Genomic DNA, 19539 nt, shown 5'->3' on the forward strand with positions numbered 1-19539 from the left:
CCGGAGGGGCATGGGCAGGATCAACCGGCTCCCGGCCGGGCTCGCCAACCAGATTGCGGCCGGCGAGGTGGTGGAGCGTCCTGCCTCGGCCGTCAAGGAGCTCGTCGAGAACGCGCTCGATGCGGGCGCCCGGCGCGTGGCGGTGACGCTGGAGCTGGGCGGCAAGCGGTTGATTCGCGTCGAGGACGACGGCGAGGGGATGACTCCCGGCGACGCGAAGCTGTCCGTCGAGCGCCACGCGACCAGCAAGATCGGCAGCCTCGGGGACCTCGCCGCCATCGCCACGCTCGGCTTCCGGGGCGAGGCGCTGCCGAGCATCGCGTCGGTGTCGCACCTGCGGCTGCGCACCCGCGCCCGCGGCGCGTCGAGCGGCGTGGAGGTCGGCGTCGACGGCGGCGAGCAGGCGCGGGTGGCGGAGGCCGGACTGCCGGAGGGCACCGCCGTCGAGGTCCGCGATCTCTTCTACAACGTTCCGGCCCGGCGCAAGTTCCTGAAGTCGGACGGGGCCGAGACCGGGCACATTTCGCGCTCCCTGACGCAGCTCGCCCTCGCGCGCCCCGAGGTGGGCTTCCGGCTGCGAAGCGGTCCGCGCAACCTCTTCGACTACCCGCCGGTGGCGAGCTTCGCCGACCGGTTCTTCCAGATCTACGGAGACCGGCCGGGGCTGGTCGAGTTGCGCAAGGAGGCGGCGGGGATCCGGCTGTCCGGGCTGGCCGCCGCGCTGGCCGCCGACGGCCCGTCCCGCGGCCCGCAGCACCTGTTCGTCAATCGCCGCGCGGTGAAGGACCGCACCATCCTGCACGCGGTGAACGACGCCTACAGCCGCGCCAGCGTCAAGCCGCGCAGCCCGGAGGTGCACCTGTTCCTGGAGCTTCCGCACGAGCGCGTCGACGTCAACGTCCACCCGGCCAAGGCCGAGGTGCGGTTCCTGGAGCAGTCGCTGGTGCACGAGGTGGTGCGGCGCGGTCTGGCCGACGCGCTGGGGCAGGAGGCGGTTCCGCAGGTATCGCTCGCTCCACCACGGGGGGGGCGGGATGAGCCGCGGGCCCCCGCGATCCCGGGCATCGTCGCCGGGATGGGCGCGGCGAGCCGCTGGGGGCCGGTGACCGAGGTCTTTCGCCGCAGGGATGGCGAGGGCGGTCGGACGGCCGTGGTTCGTGAGGGGCCGGGGGCCCCGGACGGCCCCCCCGCGTCCGCCGGCACTCCCGAGGCACTCCCCGGCGCCGTCCCGTCCGGTGTCGGCGCGGGGCCGCTGATGCCCCTGGGCCAGTTCCGCGACACGTTCATCATTGCGGTCGACAACGACGGGGTGGTCATCATCGACCAGCACGTCGCCCACGAGCGCATCCTCTACGAGCAGGTCACCGAGCGGTTGACTCATGGCTCGCTCGAGTCGCAGCGACTGCTCGAGCCCCTGCTGATTGCACTGCCGGTGGGCGCCCGCGATGCCCTGGCCGCCCACGCCGACGATCTCGCCAGGCTGGGATTCGAGATTGATCCCTTCGGGGGAGACAGCGTCCGGGTCGCGGCGGTCCCGGCCCTGCTCAGCCACGGCGCTTGCGAGACCGCGGTGCGCGCCCTGGCCGAGGATCTGGAGGGGCTCGATCGCGGAGCGAGCGTCGCGGACGCCATCGGCCGGATCGCGGCCAGCACGGCCTGCCACGCCGCCGTCAAGGCGAACGACCGCCTGACGATGGAGAAGATGACCTGGATTCTCCAGGAGCTGCGGCGCACCGCCTATTCGACGGTGTGCCCGCACGGACGGCCGGTGCTGCTGCGGCTGACGCGGCAGGAGCTGGAAAAGCGCTTCGAACGTACCTGACTCGCCGCCCCGACGGGCGCGGTCGGAGGCCACGCGGCAGCGGCGACTCGGAACGGCACGCGCCTTGCTTGTGGAACAGAGATGCAAGAATCCGAGACACTCCTGGTTGCCGTGGATGCGCACGACCGCGAAACGGGGCTGGTGGACAAGATAACCGCTCATCGGGAGGGGATCCTGCACCGTGCCTTTTCGATCCTCGTCTTCGACGAGGGCGGCCGGTTGCTGCTGCAGCGACGCGCGACCGGCAAGTACCACTCTGGTGGTCTCTGGTCCAACACCTGCTGCAGCCACCCGCGGGCCGGAGAGAGTCTGCTGGACGCCGCCCACCGCCGGCTGCGCGAGGAGATGGGCTTCGACTGCCCCCTGGAGGCCGTGTTCGGCTTCGTCTACCGGGCGGCGCTGGACGGCGGGTTGGTGGAGCACGAATTCGATCACGTTATCGTCGGACGGTTCCAGGGCGCTCCCGCTCCCGACGCTCGGGAGGTGGAAGAGTGGCAGTGGCAGCGCGTTCCGGCGGTCCAGTCACGCCTCGCCGAAGAGCCGGAGGCGTTCACCGCCTGGTTCAAGCTCGCTCTCGACGGACTCGTGGCTCGCGGGCTTCCCGGGCAGCGTGCCGACAGCATCTGAGTCCGGTCGGCGTTCCCGGTCCTGGTGAGGTTCCAGCAGGTCGTGAGTCGGCCGAGGCGATACAATAGGCCCCGCCGGAGGGGCCATGGAGCGATGCGACTCATCGTCGGCGGTGAGGGCTCGGCAGCAGGGATTGGGACGCCGGCGTTTTCTCGGCCGGATGATCGCCGCCGGAGCGTCGCTGGCGGCGGCGGGGGCGGTTCCGCGACTCGCCGCCCAGAGCCGGTTCCTGACCGCTGCGACGCTCGATGATGGATTCGAGCTGTACTACGAGGTGCACGGCGAGGGACCGGTCGTGGTGTTCGCGCACGGCGCCGGCGGGACGCATCTGAGCTGGTGGCAACAGATCCCGGCGATGTCCGAGCACTTCGAGTGCGTTACCTTCGATCATCGGGGCTTCGGCTACTCTCGCGACGTGCCGTCCGGACCGGGCCGGGCCGCGTTCGTCGACGATCTCCACGGACTCCTCGAGCACCTGGGCATCGGCCGGGTGGCGCTCGTCGGACAGTCCATGGGCGGTTGGACCACGCTCGGGTTCGCCTCCGCCTGGCCGGAGCGGGTCAGTGCGCTCGTGTTGTGCGACACCCCCGGCGGGTACACGGACCCGGAGGTCGCCCGTCTGATGCAGCGGCGGCCGGCCGAGCGCGGGGCGTTCGCCCCGTCGTTCGGCGAGCGCGAACCGGAGCTCGCGTTCCTGTACCGCGAGATCCAGCGGTCGACGCTCGATCGCACGCCGGGCGGCGGCCCGCGGGCCGCGTCGGGACTGCTCTCGGCGTCGACCGACATCGGCCCGATCGTCGCACACCAGATCCCGACGTTGTTCGTCGTCGGCGAAGAGGACTCGATCTTTCCGCCGGCGGCGCTCGAGGCGATGCACCGCAAGATGCCGGGCTCCGAGTTCGCGCTCGTGCCGGGGGCCGGGCATTCGGTCTACTACGAGAAGCCGGCGCTGTTCAACCGCCTCGTGATCGAGTTTCTGAGACGACACGCGTCCGCCGCCCGCGGCTAGGAGTCTGCGCCGTAGAACGGCGTAGACTTCTAGTCAGGCCCGGCTGGGCGGCAATCGGAGGCCGCAGCGCGACCGCAGCGGTCGCGTTCGGCGACGATTGTCGGGCTAGGGCCCTCCGCGTGCGGTCGGAGCAAGGAGTCGACATGTCCAGGTTGGCAATGACGATGAGGAGGCAGACATGTCTGCACGCAGGATGAAGGTCGCGGCGGTCGTCGTTCTCGGCGGGCTGCTGGCGGCCGGTGCGCCGCCGGTTGCGGCGCAGACCGACAACGGCGAGTGGCGGAGCTACGGCGGCGACATCGCGAACACGCGCTATTCGCCGCTGGATCAGATCGACGCCGGGAACTTCGATGATCTGGAGGTCGCCTGGCGGCTCCGGACCGCCAACTTCGGGTCGGAGCCCGAGTTCAACTTCCAGGCGACGCCGCTGATGGTGGACGGCGTGATCTACACCACGGCGGGCCTGCGCCGGGCGGCGATCGCGGCGGACGCGGCGACCGGCGAGTTGCTCTGGATGCACCGCCTCGACGAGGGCGAGCGGGCCGCGGTGGCGCCGCGGCGCCGGTCCGGCCGCGGGCTGGCGTACCGCGACGACGGGGGCGACGGGCAGATCTTCTACGTGACGCCCGGCTACCGGCTCGTCGGCCTGCACGCGAAGACCGGCGAGCGCCTGGCCGACTTCGGCGAGAACGGGATCATCGACCTGATGCAGAACATGGATCAGGAGATCGACCCGCTGGCCGGCGAGATCGGCCTGCACGCGACGCCGCTCGTGGCCGGCGACACCATCGTGGTCGGGGCCGCCCACGTTCCCGGCAGCGCGCCGCGCTCGATGCGCAACACGAAGGGTTACATCCGGGGCTTCGACGCGAATACCGGCGTCCGCAAGTGGATCTTCCACACGATCCCGGGCGCCGACGAGTTCGGCAACGACAGTTGGCTGAACGACTCGTGGCGCTACACCGGCAACACCGGGGTGTGGGGGCAGATCAGCGCCGACCTCGAGCTGGGCATCGTCTATCTGCCGACCGAGATGCCGACCAACGACTACTACGGCGGCCACCGCCACGGCGACAACCTGTTCTCGGACAGCATCGTCGCGGTGGACATCGACACCGGCGAACGGTTGTGGCATCTGCAGGTGATTCAGCACGACGTCTGGGACTGGGACTTTCCCTGCGCGCCGGTGCTGGTCGACGTGGAGATCGACGGCGTCATGCGGAAACTCATCGCGCAGCCGAGCAAGCAGTCGTGGCTGTACGTCCTCGACCGCGTGACCGGCGAGCCGATCTGGCCGATCGAGGAGCGCGAGATGCCGCCGTCCGACGTGCCGGGCGAGCTGCTGTCGCCGACCCAGCCGTTCCCGACCCATCCGCCCCCCTACGACCGGCAGGGGGTTGGCATCGAGGACCTGATCGACTTCACGCCGGAGTTGCGCGCCGCGGCGGAGGAGCTCGTTTCGAACTTCCGCATCGGGCCGATCTTCACGCCCCCGGTGGTGGCCGAGACGGACGGGCCGTGGGGCACGCTGATGCTGCCGTCGGCCGGCGGCGGCGCCAACTGGCCGGGCGGCTCGGTCGATCCCGAGACCGGCATCTTCTACCAGTACTCCTTCACCCAGGTCACCTCGCTCGGCCTGGTGAACGACCCGGAGCGCTCGGACATGGACTTCATCCGGGGGAATCCTCCGGGGGTGCCCGCGCGTCTGCGCGCGTTGAACATTCGCGGGCTACCGCTCATCAAGCCGCCGTGGGGCCGCATCACCGCCATCGATCTGTCGACGGGCGACTTTCTCTGGCAGATTCCGCACGGCGAGACGCCCGACAACGTCCGTAACCACCCCGCGTTGCAGGGCGTCGACATCCCGCGCACCGGCCGCATCGGCCGCGTCGGCACCCTGATCACCAAGACGCTGGTGATTGCGGGCGAGCCGGGCACGTTCACCACGCCGTCGGGCGAGGTGGGAGCGATGCTGCGCGCCTACGACAAGGCGTCGGGCGAGGAGATGGGCGCGGTCTACATGCCGGCGTCGGTGTCGGGCTCGCCGATGACGTACCTGCACGAGGGGCGGCAGTACATCGTGACCGCCATCGGTGGAGCCGGATTCCCCGGGGAGTTGATCGCCTACCGCTTGCCGGAATAGCGCCGGGGGGCGTCATCCGGCCGGCTCGGCTCCGAACCGGTCGGGGGGCGCCCCCGCGCATGCGCCACCGGCACCGCGGCGGGCTGCGCGCATCAGACGGTCCTCGGGGGCGCCGGCAGCCCCCGGGTCAGTCCCTCGAAGAGCAGCCTCAAGCCCACGTTCGAACGCACCAGCGCGCTGGTCACCGCGGTCACCGCCCGCACGCTGAGACGCGAGATCTTCACCTCGTCGCCGCTCCTGAACGCCGGCGTGGCGTGGATGCGCCGTAGCGTGAGCACGGCCATGCCCAGCGGCCAGAGGCAGAAGCGGCGAATGCCGGTTTCCCCGGGGGGGAGCATCAGGACGAAGCGCAGCGCGTCGGTGAGGTGGCGGCGGGTGATTGCGACCAGCTCCGACAAACCGTCGGCGAAGCCGGGGGCGGGCTGTCCGGCGGACAGCGAGCACAGCTCGAAGCCGGTCGTCCGAAAGACGTCGCGCGGCAGCCAGCACGCGCCCCGGCGCCGGTCCTCCCAGATGTCCTTCAGGATGTTGACCATCTGCAGCCCCTGGCCGAACGAGACCGACAGCGCGAACAGTTCGTCGCGTCGCCGGCGGATATCGGGGGAGTAGTCACAGAAGAGGTCGGTGAGCGTTTCGCCGACGACGCCCGCGACGTGGTAGCAATAGCGGTTCAGGTGCGGGAGGTCCTCGAGTCCTTCCGGCGTCGCCCTCTGCTGGAACTCCGCCATTCCGCGCGACATCACGCGCACGCAGCGTTCGATGGCGCGGCGCTGGACGGTGCGGAACCCCCTGGTGACGCGAACCACCCGGGCGGTGTTGGCGACCAGATCCTGCTCGCGCTCCGTGCTCGATGACGACAACAGCGCGCCGAGCTCGCGGGAGAACGGCGCCACCTCGGCGCGGCCGGCGACCACGTCGATGAAGCGCTCCGAGAACGCCTGCTTCTGGGCGGGGGACAGCGCCGGCTCGTCCTCTATGGTGTCCGCGATCCGGCACAGCGCGTACACGTTGCCGACGACGTCGCGCAGCGGGTTCGGGAGCTGCGGAATGTTGAGGGCGAAGGTCCGCGAGACGCCCTGCAGGATCTCCGACTGGTAGGCGAGGTCGCTCTGCGCCGGTCCTGTCGGCGAGGAAGCCGTCATCGGCCGCCATCCTAGCCCGAAAACCGTCGCCTGTGGCTCCGCTTTCCTCCCAGCCGTGCCTGACCAGCCGTCTGCACCGCCTCCGCGGCGCAGACTCCCGGCCCTGAAATGGTCGCTCTGTGGCTCCGCTTTCCTGCTATCCTTCGCGACGCGACGAAGAAGGAGCCGAACGTGCCAATACAGCGCATGCACATCGCGTCGATCATCGTGCTCGCCGGATTGCTGGCGGCCGGCACGGCACCGGCGGCGGCGCAGACCGACAACGGCGAGTGGCGCAGCTACGGCGGCGACATCGCCAACACGCGCTACTCGGCGCTCGACCGGATCACCGCCGACAACTTCGACGACCTGGAGGTCGCCTGGCGGCTGAACACGGCCAACTTCGGGCCGGAGCCGGAGTTCAACTTCCAGGCGACGCCGCTGATGGTCGACGGCGTGCTGTACTCGACGGCCGGCCTGCGGCGGGCGGCAATCGCGGCGGACGCGGGCACCGGCGAGCTGCTCTGGATGCACCGCCTCGACGAGGGCGAGCGCGCCGAGGTGGCGCCGCGGCGGCGCTCGGGTCGCGGGCTGGCCTACCGCGACAACGGCGGCGACGGGGAGATCTTCTACGTCACCCCCGGGTACCGGCTGGTCGGACTCGACGCGAAGACGGGCGAGCGGCTGTCCCACTTCGGCGAGGACGGCATCGTCGACCTGATGCGGAACATGGATCAGGATATCGATCCGCTGTCGGGCGAGATCGGCCTGCACGCCACGCCGCTCGTGGCCGGCGACACCATCGTCGTGGGCGCGGCGCCCGTGCCCGGCGGCCGGCCCCGCTCGATGCGCAACACGAAGGGCTACATCCGCGGCTTCGACGCCGATACCGGCGAACGGAAGTGGATCTTCCACACGATTCCGGGGGCGGACGAGTTCGGCAACGACACGTGGCTGAACGAATCGTGGCGCTACACCGGCAACACCGGGGTGTGGGGGCAGATCAGCGTCGACCTGGAAGAAGGCATCGTCTACCTGCCCACCGAGATGCCGACCAACGACTACTACGGCGGTCACCGCCACGGCGACAACCTTTACTCGGACAGCCTCGTGGCGGTGGACATCGAGACGGGCGACCGGCTGTGGCACTTCCAGTTCATCCATCACGACGTGTGGGACTGGGACCTGCCCTGCGCGCCGATCCTGGCCGACGTCATGATCGACGGCGAGCTGCGCAAGATCGTGGCGCAGCCGAGCAAGCAGTCGTGGCTGTACGTCTTCGACCGGGTGACCGGCGAGCCGATCTGGCCGATCGAGGAGCGGGAGGTCGAGCCGTCGGATGTGCCGGGCGAGCTGCTGGCGCCGACCCAGCCCTACGTGACGAAGCCCCCGGCGTACGATCGGCAGGGGGTCGATGTTGACGACCTGATCGACCTGACGCCCGAGCTGCGGCGGCGCGCCGAGGAGATCGCGTCGCGGCACCTGATGGGGCCGATCTTCACCCCGCCCACCGTCTCGGAGGCGGACGGCGTCTACGGCACCCTGATGCTGCCGTCGCAGGCCGGCGGGACGAACTGGCCCGGCGGGTCGCTGGATCCGGAAACCGGCATCATCTACCTGTACACGTTCACGCAGATGGTGTCGCTCGGTCTGGTCAACGATCCCGAGCTCTCGGACATGAACTTCATCCGCGGGCGCGGGGAGGGCATCTCGGCTCGCGAGGCGTCGCTGACCATCGAAGGGATCCCGATCGTCAAGCCGCCGTGGGGCCGCATCACCGCGATCGACCTCAAGGCGGGGGAGATTCTCTGGCAGGTGCCGCACGGCGAGACGCCGGACAACATCCGCAACCACCGGCTGCTCGAGGGTGTCGACGTGCCGCGGACCGGCCGCATCGGGCGGGTGGGAACGCTGAACACGCCGACCATGGTCATCGCGGGCGAGGCGGGCACTTTCACCACGCCGTCGGGCGAGGTAGGCGCGATGCTCCGCGCCTACGACAAGATGTCGGGCGAGGAGCTCGGCGCCGTCTACATGCCGGCCGGGGTGACCGGGTCGCCGATGACCTACCTGCACGAAGGGCGGCAGTACATCGTCACGGCGATCGGCGGCGCCGGGTTCCCGGGCGAGCTGATCGCCTACCGGCTGCCGGAGGAGTAGACGCTCCGGCGGCGGTTTCTTCGTCGCCGGTCCCCGGGCCTGGGCTGGGATCCCGCACCCGTAGCTGCTTCACCGGCTCGAAGTGCCTGCGGTTGCGGGTGACGAGGGTCAGGTCGTACTCGATCGCCGTCGCCGCGATGAGGGCGTCGGGCGTGGCGATGCCGGTCTCGCGGCGAATCCGGCCGGCCCGCTCGGCTACGCTGCGGCCCACCGCCAGTTCCCGGAAGGGATCGAGAAGCCGCTGGACGAGCGCCGATCCGACCGCGCCGGAGAGCAGCTCGCACCGGGTGATGACCGAGTAGTGGACCCGGTTCCGACCTGGTTTCAGTGCTCTGGCGCCGCGCAGATGGTCGATGAAGACGTCCGTGTCGACCAGCAGGTCAGCCACCGGATCGTCCGGGAACTCTAAGCCGGTCGGATCGGGCCTCCCAGTCGTCGCGCGCCGGGGCGCGTGCCTCCGGTGCGGCGCCGAACGTGCTCTCGAGGGCGTTCGTCGGATCGACCGGTGCCTGTTCGATGTACATCTCTACCGCCTCGCGAACGACAGATGCGAGGCTCGTGCCCCGTGCGCCTGCAATCTCGTCGAGGCGCTGGCGCTGCGACGACCGCAGGTAGATCTGCGTGCGGGTGGCAGGCATACAGCGCAGTATACAGCAACCGGACGTGTCTCGCGCCTCCGTCCATCACGAGGGTCGGGCGCGTTGCCGTTACCGTCGCTCTTCGATGCGGTAGAGGTGGTTGTCGCTGCGGATGAACAGTGCGCCGTCCGCGACCGCCATCGAGGCCAGCGTCAGTCCATCGAGCTGGTTCCGGGCCAGCACACGGAACTCGGGGCCGGGAGCGAGCACCGTCGTCACGCCCTCTTCGTTCTGGAAGTAGATCCGCCCGTCGACGAACACCGGCGAGGCGGCGTGGTTGCCGCCCAGTCGTTGCTGCCAGTGGATGTCGCCGGTCAGTGCGTCGACGCAGGTCGCGATGCCGAAGTCGGTGACGACGTACAGCTCGTCGCCGACCAGGATCGGCGAGGGCGTGAGCGGCGCCCCGCGGCGGAGCCGCCAGGCGACGTGCGAGCGCGTGACGTCGCCCTCTCCGTCGGCGCGCACCGCGAGCAGGGTCGGGGCCTGGAAGCCGGTCGACAGGTAGACGAGCCCGTGGCCGTAGATGGGCCGCGGGACGTTCGAAAAGCCGTTCGGATAGCGGACCCGCCAAATCTCGCGCCCGGTCTCCGGGTCATGCCCGCTGGCGCGGAACGCGCTGACGTTGAAAATCTGGTCGCGGTCCCCCACGCGAATGAGGAGCGGCGTCGAGTAGGCCTGCGACACGGGATCGGGACGGGTCGACCGCCAGCGTTCCTCGCCGGTGCGCGCGTCCACCGCGACGAGATAGGCCGTGTCGTAGCCGTCGATGCTGATCACGAGCCGGCCGTCGTGCAGGATGGGCGAGCCGCCGTTCCCGTGCTGCGAGATGTAGGGGAAGCGTGTGCGCCACAGGACGTCGCCCGACGTGCTGACTGCCGCCGTACCGGTCGCGCCGAAGTGCACGTACACCCGCTCGCCGTCCGGGTCGAGGACCGGGGTCGGCGAGGCGAAGCTGTTCTTCGGATTGAGCAGGTAGGTCTCGTCGCTGCCGAACACCTCCACGTCGAGGGTGTTGGCCCCGGTTTCGACGTCGTAGGCCAGTAGCCGGAGCGAGCTGCCGTCGGCCGGATCGGTGACGGCCGTGGTCAGCCAGATACGGCCGTCGGCGATGACGGGTGACGACCAGCCGCGGCCTTCTACCGGCGCCTTCCACGTGACGTTCTCCGTCTCGCTCCACTCCAGCGGTACCGCTGCATCGGGAGCGTGCCCCTGGCCGGTCGGTCCACGGAACTGCGGCCAGTCGGCGGCGCGGGCGATGGCGCCGGCGCACCAGAGGATGGAGACGACCGCGACGGTCGAGACGGCCAGCCGCGGGACGGTCGAGGCGCCCTTGTGCATCGCTTTCTCCCTTGCCGGCATTGTATACGGCGGTCGGATTGCAGGACGGCCGGGCAATTGCGAAGCCGGATTCCAGCGAGTCCGCATCGCCGGTCCGGTGTGGCATGATGGGAGGCGGGATCGGCGAGGAGGACGGGAATGGCGACGGAGCACACGGGCGAATACGGCGGCGTCGCGCAGGTCGAGGGCGATGCCGCCCCGGATAGCGCCGAAGCAGCGCCGGCGATGGAGTTTCCCGGCTGCGACTCCATCCCCATGACGTGGGAGGATGTCTGGGCCTACGACGGACGTATCGAGTACTGGGATCGCGCGTCGTCGACGGCGCAGGTCCTGCGCGACGCCGGTCCGGTCCACGAGAGCCCGCCCAACGTCCTGAGCGAGATCCTGACCCGGATCTCCCAGGAGCGCGGATCGCGCATCCGCTGCTACGGCGCGGTCTACCTGATGGAGCGGGACGGGGCGGGCCGACCCCGGCGGGTGATGGTCGCGGACCAGACCATCTACCTGCGTCCGGGGCGCTGGAAGCCGAGCGACCCGGCCATCATCCGGGACGAAGACCCGTTGCCGAACGTGATCCTGGAGGTGGATCACACCACCGACGTCCGCCGCAACAAGCTCGGGTTGTACGAATCCTGGGGGTTTCCGGAAGTGTGGGTGGGGACGCCGGACACCCCGTCGCCGAACCGCCCGCGGGGGCTCCGGCCGGGCCTGACGATCTACCGGCTCGACGGGGGGCGTTTCCGGGTGTCCGCGGAGAGCCGCGCGTTTCCGGGATGGCCGGCGGCCAGGATCCATGTTTCGCTGAACGAGTCGCACATGAGCCCCCGAACCCTGACCGACCTGACCCGCGTGGGCCGCAGGCTGGGCGGGCAGGAAGGCACGACCCCGGACGACGATCCGCAGATCGGCCGCCACCGCCGGCAGGCCCACGGAACCGGTCTGCGGGCAGGGCGCGCCGAGGGGGTCGCCGCACAACGGGTGCTCCTGGGCCGCTTGGCATCACGCAAGTTCGACCCCGCGACCGCGGAGCGGTTGGCAGCGGTCCTGGCCGGGGTCGACGATCCCGGGCGCCTCGCCGCGATCGGCGGCCGGATCATCGACTGCGACGACGGCGCCGCGCTGTTGGCTGAACTCTCCTGAAGCGAGCCCGGCGCTGGAGTTGCGCGAACAGTTGAGTCCGGAAGAAGAGGACGACCCGTCGAATCGCAATCACCGTGGCGGAGAGGGTGCTGTTGGCGGAGAAGACCGACGAGCGGGCGTTTGCCAACGAACTTCGCATGCTGGCCGCCGTCAAGCTCTACGAGCTCGGTCGACTGTCGTCCGGGCGGGCCGCCGAACTCGCTGGAATGCCCCGCGTGGAGTTCCTCCTGTCACTTCGTCGCTACCGCGTCTTCCCGCTGGATACGGAGCTGGATGAGCTGGAACAGCGGGATGGCTGAGACTCTCAGCACCTGATTGCTCCGGAGCTCGCCTGCGCTCCTGCTGCCGCACGACGGAGAGGGGCGGACCATCCCCGGTGAGGTGGCCCAGGGCCTATAATCGGGCCGACGCGGCAAGGCTGCGGGTGTGGATGCTGGCGCCCGGGCCTTTGTCGGGTGATTGCCAAGGGGGGAAACGACATGCGGGGGATTTCCAGATCGGGCATCCTGGCGGCGTTCGCCGTTGCGGCCGCGGCCGTCATCGTCGTGACCGGCCAGCAGCCGGAGTCGTTGAGCGTGACGCCGGTCAAGGACGGCCTTTTCTACATCAACGGCGTGGGCGGGAACGTCGGCGTGCGCGTGACGTCCGAGGGCGTCATCCTGATCGACGACAAGTTCCCGCGCAACGTGGACGCGATCAAGGCGCGGGTGGCCGAGGTGACCGACCAGCCGATCCGCTACGTCATCAACACGCACCACCACGGCGACCACGCCGGCGGCAACGTCGGGTTCATCGACTCGGCGGACGTCATCGCGCACGAGAACGCGCGCAAAAACATGATCCGCAACGAGCAGGACGCGCCGCCGCGCATCGTCTACAGCGACCAGACCGCCGTGCACCTGGGCGGGGTCGAGGTGCGGGCGCACCACCTGGGCCGCGGCCACACCAACGGCGACTCGGTCATCTACTTCCCGGACCTGGGCACGGTCCACGGCGGCGACCTCCTGCACGGCACGGCGCCGTTCATCGACTATGCCAACGGCGGCAGCAGCAAGGAGTGGCTCGGTGTGCTCGACGGCATCCTTGCGCTCGACTTCGACACCGCCATCCCCGGCCACGGCGGCCTGATGACGCGGGCCGACGTCCAGGCCTTCCGCGATCAGTTCGTCGCCGTCCGCACCCGCATGCGGGAGCTGATCGACGGCGGCCTCGCCAAGGAGGACGCGTCGGCGGAGATCGTGACGGCGGCGCTGAGCTGGACGACGGCCGAGAACGGCCTGTTCATGCGCCGCAGCATTCCGGGTTTCTACGACGAGATCGCGGCGGAACGCTGACGCGCTGTCGCAACGCGGTCTTGCCGGGTTCCTGGGCAGCCACGAGGATGCTCAGGCGCCAGTCATGGGGTGCCGCCGCCGGGCGGCAGTCGGGGAGGGTGTAGATGCATCGCGCGCAGAGTCGGTTCGTCGTGGCGTTCGCCGGTCTCGGACTCGTTGCCGTCGCCTCGGCGACCCACGCCCAGGACGTGGAGTGGCGCTCCTACGGGTCGGACGCGGCCGGCACCAAGTACTCGCCGCTGGACCAGATCGACCGGGACACGATCGGTGACCTGCAGATCGTCTGGCGGCAGTCGGTGCTGCCGGAGGCCATGCGGGAAGGACGCGAGGACTTCACTCCCTCCGTCGCCGCGCAGAACACGCCGCTGATGGCGGACGGTCGCCTCTACATCAGCTCGGCCCTCGGTACGGTCGCGGCGCTCGACGCGACGACCGGCGAAGTGCTCTGGTTCGACACGCCGCCCGACCGCGACGGCGAGCCGTTCACCCGCGTACGCCAGACGCGCGGCGTGGCCTGGTGGGACGACCCGCAGAGCGACGACGCGCGGGTGCTCGCCGTGGTCGGTTCCTACCTGGTGGCGCTGAACGCCCGCACCGGCGAGCGGTACCCGGACTTCGGCGACGGCGGGGAGGTGGACCTGACGCAGGGGTTCGACCGCCCGTGGGAGACCTTCAGTTGGGGCTCGCCGCCGCTCGTCGTCGGCGACATCGTCGTGATCGGCTCGGCCATGACCGACGTCACCAACCCGAACATGCCGGCGATGAAGGAGATGCCGCCGGGCGACGTGCGCGGCTTCGACGTGCGGACCGGCGAGTAGGTCTGGATCTTCCACGTCGTCCCGCGGGAGGGAGAGCCGGGCCACGAGACCTGGCTGACCGCGCTCACCGAGGACCGGGCGTCGTGGGAGTACAGCGGCAACACCAACATGTGGGCCTGGCCGAGCGCGGACGAAGAGCTCGGCCTGGTATACGTGCCGCTGTCGACGCCGACCAACGACTACTACGGCGGCTACCGCCCCGGCGACAACCTGTTCGCCGAGAGCCTCGTCTGCCTCGACGCCCGCACCGGCGAGCGGGTCTGGCACTTCCAGGCCGTGCACCACGGCATCTGGGACTACGACTTCCCGGCCGCCCCGAACGTCATCGACCTGCAGGTCGATGGGCGCGCCGAACCGGTCAAGGCGGTGGCGGCGGTGAGCAAGCAGGCGTTCACCTACGTCTTCGACCGCGTGACGGGCGAGCCGGTGTGGCCGATCGAGGAGCGGCCGGTGCCGCCGGGCGACGTGCCGGGCGAGTGGTACGCGTCGACCCAGCCTTTCCCGACGCGCCCGCCGGCATTCGACCAGCAGGGTACGAGCCTAGACGACCTGATCGACTTCACGCCGGAGCTGCGCCGCGACGCGCTCGAGGTCTTCGAGCAGTACGTGACCGGCCCGCTCTTCACCGCGCCGTCGCTGGTCGACGACTCGCCGGGCGGCACGAAGGGGACCCTGCAGATGCCGGGGGTGGTCGGTGGCGCCGACTGGGGCGGCTCGGCCGTCGATCCGGAGACCGGGATCCTGTACGTGCCGTCGGTCCACGCCGAGTCGGTCATCGGGATCGTGCCGTCCGAGCATCCCCGCTCGGACATGCGCCTGGTCGTGCAGACGCTGGCGCTGCTGGAAGGCCCCAACGAGCTGCCGATCTTCAAGCCGCCGTACGGCCGGCTGGTCGCCATCGACCTGAAGAAGGGCGAGATCCTCTGGTCGAAGGCCAACGGCAACGGACCGCGGGACCATCCGCTGCTCCAGGACCTGGACCTGCCGCCGCTGGGCCAGCCGGGGCGCGTCTCGCCCCTGGTCACGAAGTCGTTCGTGTTCCTCGGCGAGGGCGGCAACGCCGGCGTGGTCGTTCTGCAGCCGATCTGGGGCGGGGCGGGCGGCAAGATGTTCCGCGCCTACGACAAGCTGACCGGCGACGTGGTGTGGGAGATGGAGCTGCCCGGCGGCACGACGTCGGCGCCGATGACCTACCTGGTCGACGGCCGGCAGTACATCGTCGTCACCGTCGGCTGGGAGGACATGCCGAGCGAGTACATCGCGCTCGCACTGCCGGAGGCGTGAGCAGCCCGGTCCGGAGGATTGGATCGGGTCGGGCGGGCCGTTGACCTGGTCCGCCAGGTTCTCGGGTTACCTATCCCGACGACCGAAGCCTTCAGCCGGCTCCGCTGACCGGCGACTCAGAAGTCGACATGCATCGACAGACGCACGGTCCGGCCGCGCAGAAACCCGGTAGGCTGACCGAACAGCGGTGAGGACAGCACCCCGCTGTAGCCGCGCACGTTCGTGAGGTTGAACACGTTGTAGAAGCGCGCCTGGAAGCGGACCCGCCGTTCCGAGCTCCGGGCCCCGCCCGTCCGGGCGAGGTCCGTCGCCCGCGGCCGGAACTCCTTCGTGAACGTCATGTCCAGATTGATGCGTCCGGGACCGGTCTCGGTGTTGCGTGCGACGCCGGGAGGCCGATCGCGCGTCGACTGATCGCCGTTCAGATCGCGTCCGCTGCGGATGCTGTACGGCCGGCCCGAGTTGGCGCGCAGATTGAAGTTGAAAGCCGTCCCCTCGTAGGTGGCGCGGGCAATGGCCCTCAGGAAGGGGTGTCGCAGTCCAGCATCGCGCGGGAGTCGGACACGCAACTGCGACTGCACCCTGTGCTGCAGGCGTGCCAGCCCCCAGGCCGGCAGGTACGGATTGTTGAAGTCGTCGTCGTCCTCGCCGGAGCGGTAGCTGTAGTTCAGGCTCCCCGACAGGCCGAGCCCCGCCACCTGCAGACTGCGGCGCCGCTCGAGCCGGACCCGCAGGCGCCGGCCCACCGATGTCCCCGTCGATTCGATCCGGTAGATGTTGCCGACGTTGGGGTAGAAGGGCCGCATCCGATCCACCGCCTCCCGCCGGACGTCGCGCGGCAGCAGCAGGATCTCCGGCGGCAGGGGCGTGCCCGGAAACGGCGCATTGATGTTGCGGACGCGCTGCTGGCGGCGCCCGTGGCTCAAGCGATAGGACACCGACAGGCGCAGCCCGCCGGGCAGTTGCTGCGTCACGTTGAACTGCGGATTGATGCTGTAGGGGGACTGGTAGCCGGGGTCGAGCCGGTACAGGGACGTGCGCCGTTCGTCGATGATGGCCCGGCCCCCCTGAAACGGATCCGGGAACGACGGCGACGAGATGGAGAGCTGCTTCTGATACGTCGACCCGTCGTTGCGGATCAGCCGCACGTGATCCCGAAAGTCCCGGAACCGCACCTGCCCCCCGACGCTGACGATGGTGTCGTCGAAGAGCCGGTACTGGAAATTGACGGTCGGATCGAATCGCAGGTAGTCGACCGAGTAGTTGGTCGCCTCGTAGCGCAGCCCCAGACGCAGGCTCGCCCGCTCGCCGAACTCCCGGTCGGCCTGCACGTAGCTCTCGACGCCCAGCTCGGTGATGTCGAGCTCGCCATTGCCCGACGTGAGCGTGAAGGTGGTCGGCAGCCCGGTGATCGCGACCGTCTCGCCGCGCCCGTTCAGATAGGTGGGGGCGACGCCGCGGCCGAGCGCGTCGTCCACGAGGCGCCGGGTCGGATCGCAGTTGACGCCGGCGAAGCCGGTCGCGCCGCAGTAGTCGTGCAGGCTGGCGAAGTCGAACGTGCCGTTGTAGTTGTCCTCCGACAGGCTGTAGTTCCGGTCGTAGCTCGCCTCGAAACCGGCCTGGAAGCTCCAGCCCCGCCGCTGCCAGCGCAGCCGGTCCTCTACCTGTAGGCGGGTTTCCTCGTCCAGGTTCCGCCTGGTTCCCCCGCCGCGGTTGAAGGCGTCGGCGACGTCGATCGCCACCCCTTCGGACACCGGGGCCGCGCTCGAGCCTCGTCGTCTCATCCGGACCCGCAGATCGTTGACGAACGCTTCTCCCAGCCTGCGTTCGCTGACCTGAAACGACCAGTCGCGCCGCGTGTCGTTCGTGCCCCGCTCGGCCAGCGTGAAGCCGCCCACGCCGCTGTTCTCGGTGCGGCGTGTCTCGTAGTCGAACCGGACCCCCATGCTGCGATTGGAGGCGACCTCGATGTCGGCATCGAGCTCCAGCTCGTGCTCGCGCCGCGGGCGGACGACGCCGTCGAAGACGTTGCCGGCCGGCGTGATGGCCCGCAGCGAGTCGGCCGCGCGCTGCTGCCGGTCGGTCGACGCTTCGACGTCCAGGTCGAGGCGTCCGGGAAGGACAGGGCCGCTCACGTCGAGGTCGACGTTCCGCGTCTGCCGTGCCGGCTTCGTCCGCTCTCCCGGCGTCGTCGCGTCGAGCGCCTCGTCGGAGAAGTCGAAGCTCGCCGAGCGCTGCCAGCGGCCCGTTCCCGGGCGTGTGATGATTTCGATGCGCGGTCCCTCGCCGCCGCCGTCGGCCCTGAGGGGCGTGGGATCGATGATGATCTGCGCGATCTCCTCCGGTCGCGGCAGCCGGCCCTCGTCGAAGCCGTCGATGATGAAGCCGGATACGTCGCCCTCCAGGTCGCCGGTGGAATCCTCGCCGGCCAGCAGCAGCAGGTAGAGCGCCAAGTCTTCCTCGTCGGCGGGCAGCCCCAGCAGCTCGTCGCCGGACAGGGTCGTGGCCGTCAGGCTCGACAGCGCGTCGACGGCGAACTCCCCCGCCGTGTCGACGACGTCGACGCTCTCTTCCAACCCCTCCAGGGTCAGGGTCAGGGCCAGCGGCTCCAGGCCGGCGACGGCGTCGACCGGGCGGTCGACGGTCCGAAACGCCGGCGCCGATACCCGTATCCGATACGGGCCGGGGGGCACTTCCACGCTGAAGCGACCGTTCCGATCCGTCGTGGTCTCCCGCACCGCCTCACCGGAGGGGTCGGCGAAGACGCGCACCGTGACCGCCCACATCACGCCGCCGGTCTCGTCGGAAACGGTGCCGGCTATGCGGACCGGCGGCTCCCTGGGTCCCAGCGCGGTCTGCAGGGCGGCCGCCGGCTGGCTGCTCGCGAGCAGGAGGCCGAGCGCCGCCGCGGACCGCCAGGCTGTCATCGCTGCTGCCTGTGTTGACGACGCCGACGCCCCGGCTGCTTACGCGTCGACCGCCGCCGGGCGGGTGGATCTCAGCGTGCGGAGCAGGGATTCGGGTGCCGAGCCGTCCGGGGAATAAACCCGGCCTCCGGCGGGTCCATCCCTTCGTAACCGTGAGAGGCGGTTGCATGCCAGCGCCTGCCGCTTGTCGGCTGCCCGCTCCGGTGCAAGACGAGCCGGAGCGATCGGCCTCTCCCCGGAGGAAACGGACCGATGCCCCGAACCGTATGCAACCTCTTCGCGCTCGCACTGTGCGCGGCGACCGCCTCCGTCGACGCTCTCGCACAGAACGCGTCGGACGAAGCGACGTACGGCGTGCGAATCACCGGAACCGTGCAAACCCCCGACGGATCCCGTCTCCCCGGCGCGACCGTGCGGGTCTTCGGAACGCCGCTGATCACCACCACGGACGGTGACGGGGCCTACGCGCTCGAGGCGCCGCGCCCGCCGGGCCGGCTCATCCTGTTCGCCGAGCTGCCCAACTTCACCAGCGACGATGCCACCCTTCAGGTCACGGGGCCGCTCAGCACCCGCATCGATTTCACGCTGACGCCGACGTTCGCGTCCGACGTGACGGTGATCGCCGAGGTGCCGATGCTGGACACCACCGACGACGTCAGCCGCATCGAGCTCGCGCCGGAACAGGTGTCCGCGCTGCCCAGCCTGGGTGAGCGCGATCTGTTCCGCGCGTTTCAGCTCCTGCCCGGCGTCTCCGGCAGCAACGAGGCCTCCTCGGGCCTCTACGTCCGCGGGGGCACGCCGGACCAGAACCGCGTCGAGTACGACGGGTTCCGGGTCTACCACGTAGACCACCTGTTCGGGTATTTCAGCGCCTTCAACATGGACGCGGTCGACACGGTCGAGCTCAGCAAGGGCGGGTTCGAAGCCCGGCACGGGGGCGTTCTCTCCAGCGTGATGCAGATCAGCGGCAAGAGCGGCCGGCTCGACCGCGCGGCCGGCAGCTTCGGCGCGGGACTGCTGAGCTTCAATGGGGTCTACGAGCAGCCGCTCTTCGACAACCGGGGCTCCGGCCTGCTGGCCGTGCGGCGTTCGTTCCAGGGACCGCTCTACGACAAGATCCTCAACCTCTACGACAACGGCCCGGCCCCCGGGCCGGGGGGAGGCGGGGGGTTCCGGCC

16 protein-coding genes are annotated in these 19539 nt (G+C 70.1%); 11 read left to right on the forward strand and 5 right to left on the reverse strand.

Annotated elements, in window-relative coordinates:
* The first annotated feature begins 10 nt into the window (after window positions 1-10).
* The 4 genes from mutL (at window position 11) to F4X11_01260 (ending at window position 5601) form a co-directional block, all read left to right on the forward strand.
* Window positions 11-1822: a DNA mismatch repair endonuclease MutL gene (mutL, locus tag F4X11_01245; protein MYN63647.1), complete on the forward strand. Its 1812-nt coding sequence runs from the start codon at window positions 11-13 to the stop codon at window positions 1820-1822.
* Between the two features lie 81 nt (window positions 1823-1903).
* The gene (locus tag F4X11_01250) at window positions 1904-2449 is read left to right on the forward strand and encodes an isopentenyl-diphosphate Delta-isomerase (GenBank protein ID MYN63648.1); all 546 of its coding nucleotides are present in this window, start codon (window positions 1904-1906) and stop codon (window positions 2447-2449) included.
* 85 nt (window positions 2450-2534) lie between these two features.
* The gene (locus F4X11_01255; protein ID MYN63649.1) at window positions 2535-3458 is read left to right on the forward strand and encodes an alpha/beta fold hydrolase; all 924 of its coding nucleotides are present in this window, start codon (window positions 2535-2537) and stop codon (window positions 3456-3458) included.
* Between the two features lie 178 nt (window positions 3459-3636).
* On the forward strand, window positions 3637-5601 hold the full coding sequence (locus tag F4X11_01260) for a PQQ-binding-like beta-propeller repeat protein (protein ID MYN63650.1): 1965 nt from the start codon (window positions 3637-3639) through the stop codon (window positions 5599-5601).
* 92 nt (window positions 5602-5693) lie between these two features.
* Here F4X11_01260 and F4X11_01265 read toward each other — a convergent pair whose 3' ends face one another.
* Complete coding sequence (locus F4X11_01265) at window positions 5694-6743, reverse strand: phytoene/squalene synthase family protein (GenBank protein ID MYN63651.1); 1050 nt, start codon at window positions 6741-6743, stop codon at window positions 5694-5696.
* A 108-nt stretch (window positions 6744-6851) separates the two neighbouring features.
* Between F4X11_01265 and F4X11_01270 the strand changes: the two genes are divergently transcribed.
* Window positions 6852-8882, forward strand: a complete 2031-nt coding sequence (locus F4X11_01270) for a PQQ-binding-like beta-propeller repeat protein (GenBank protein ID MYN63652.1) — start codon at window positions 6852-6854, stop codon at window positions 8880-8882.
* On the opposite strand, the gene F4X11_01275 is transcribed toward F4X11_01270, so the two are convergent.
* The 3 genes from F4X11_01275 to F4X11_01285 form a co-directional block, all read right to left on the reverse strand.
* Window positions 8818-9381 (reverse strand): type II toxin-antitoxin system VapC family toxin, encoded by a 564-nt coding sequence (locus tag F4X11_01275; protein MYN63653.1) that lies wholly within the window; start codon window positions 9379-9381, stop codon window positions 8818-8820. The two genes, F4X11_01270 and F4X11_01275, sit on opposite strands and share 65 nt — an antisense overlap.
* Window positions 9263-9520 (reverse strand): ribbon-helix-helix protein, CopG family, encoded by a 258-nt coding sequence (locus tag F4X11_01280; protein MYN63654.1) that lies wholly within the window; start codon window positions 9518-9520, stop codon window positions 9263-9265. Before F4X11_01280 ends, F4X11_01275 begins: the two co-directional genes overlap by 119 nt.
* 69 nt (window positions 9521-9589) lie before the next feature.
* Window positions 9590-10858, reverse strand: a complete 1269-nt coding sequence (locus tag F4X11_01285; protein ID MYN63655.1) for a PQQ-binding-like beta-propeller repeat protein — start codon at window positions 10856-10858, stop codon at window positions 9590-9592.
* Window positions 10859-10996: 138 nt separating this feature from the next.
* On the opposite strand from F4X11_01285, the gene F4X11_01290 reads away from it, so the two are divergent.
* The 5 genes from F4X11_01290 (at window position 10997) to F4X11_01310 (ending at window position 15434) form a co-directional block, all read left to right on the forward strand.
* Window positions 10997-11998: a hypothetical protein gene (locus tag F4X11_01290; GenBank protein ID MYN63656.1), complete on the forward strand. Its 1002-nt coding sequence runs from the start codon at window positions 10997-10999 to the stop codon at window positions 11996-11998.
* Window positions 11999-12072: 74 nt separating this feature from the next.
* Window positions 12073-12297, forward strand: a complete 225-nt coding sequence (locus tag F4X11_01295) for a UPF0175 family protein (protein ID MYN63657.1) — start codon at window positions 12073-12075, stop codon at window positions 12295-12297.
* A gap of 180 nt (window positions 12298-12477) precedes the next feature.
* Entirely contained in the window at window positions 12478-13332 is an 855-nt protein-coding gene (locus F4X11_01300; protein MYN63658.1) for an MBL fold metallo-hydrolase, read from the forward strand.
* Between the two features lie 104 nt (window positions 13333-13436).
* Window positions 13437-14150: a PQQ-binding-like beta-propeller repeat protein gene (locus tag F4X11_01305; GenBank protein ID MYN63659.1), complete on the forward strand. Its 714-nt coding sequence runs from the start codon at window positions 13437-13439 to the stop codon at window positions 14148-14150.
* A gap of 108 nt (window positions 14151-14258) precedes the next feature.
* Window positions 14259-15434, forward strand: a complete 1176-nt coding sequence (locus F4X11_01310) for a PQQ-binding-like beta-propeller repeat protein (protein ID MYN63660.1) — start codon at window positions 14259-14261, stop codon at window positions 15432-15434.
* A 116-nt stretch (window positions 15435-15550) separates the two neighbouring features.
* Here the strand turns inward: F4X11_01310 and F4X11_01315 are convergent, their stop codons facing one another.
* A complete protein-coding gene (locus F4X11_01315) occupies window positions 15551-18361 on the reverse strand; it encodes a hypothetical protein (protein MYN63661.1) in 2811 nt (936 codons plus the stop codon).
* 252 nt (window positions 18362-18613) lie between these two features.
* Here F4X11_01315 and F4X11_01320 point away from each other — a divergent pair.
* The coding region (locus F4X11_01320; GenBank protein ID MYN63662.1) for a TonB-dependent receptor plug domain-containing protein at window positions 18614-19539 on the forward strand (926 nt) is incomplete at its 3' end.

This window comes from Acidobacteriota bacterium (assembly GCA_009861545.1).
GTDB lineage: Bacteria > Acidobacteriota > Vicinamibacteria > Vicinamibacterales > UBA8438 > WTFV01.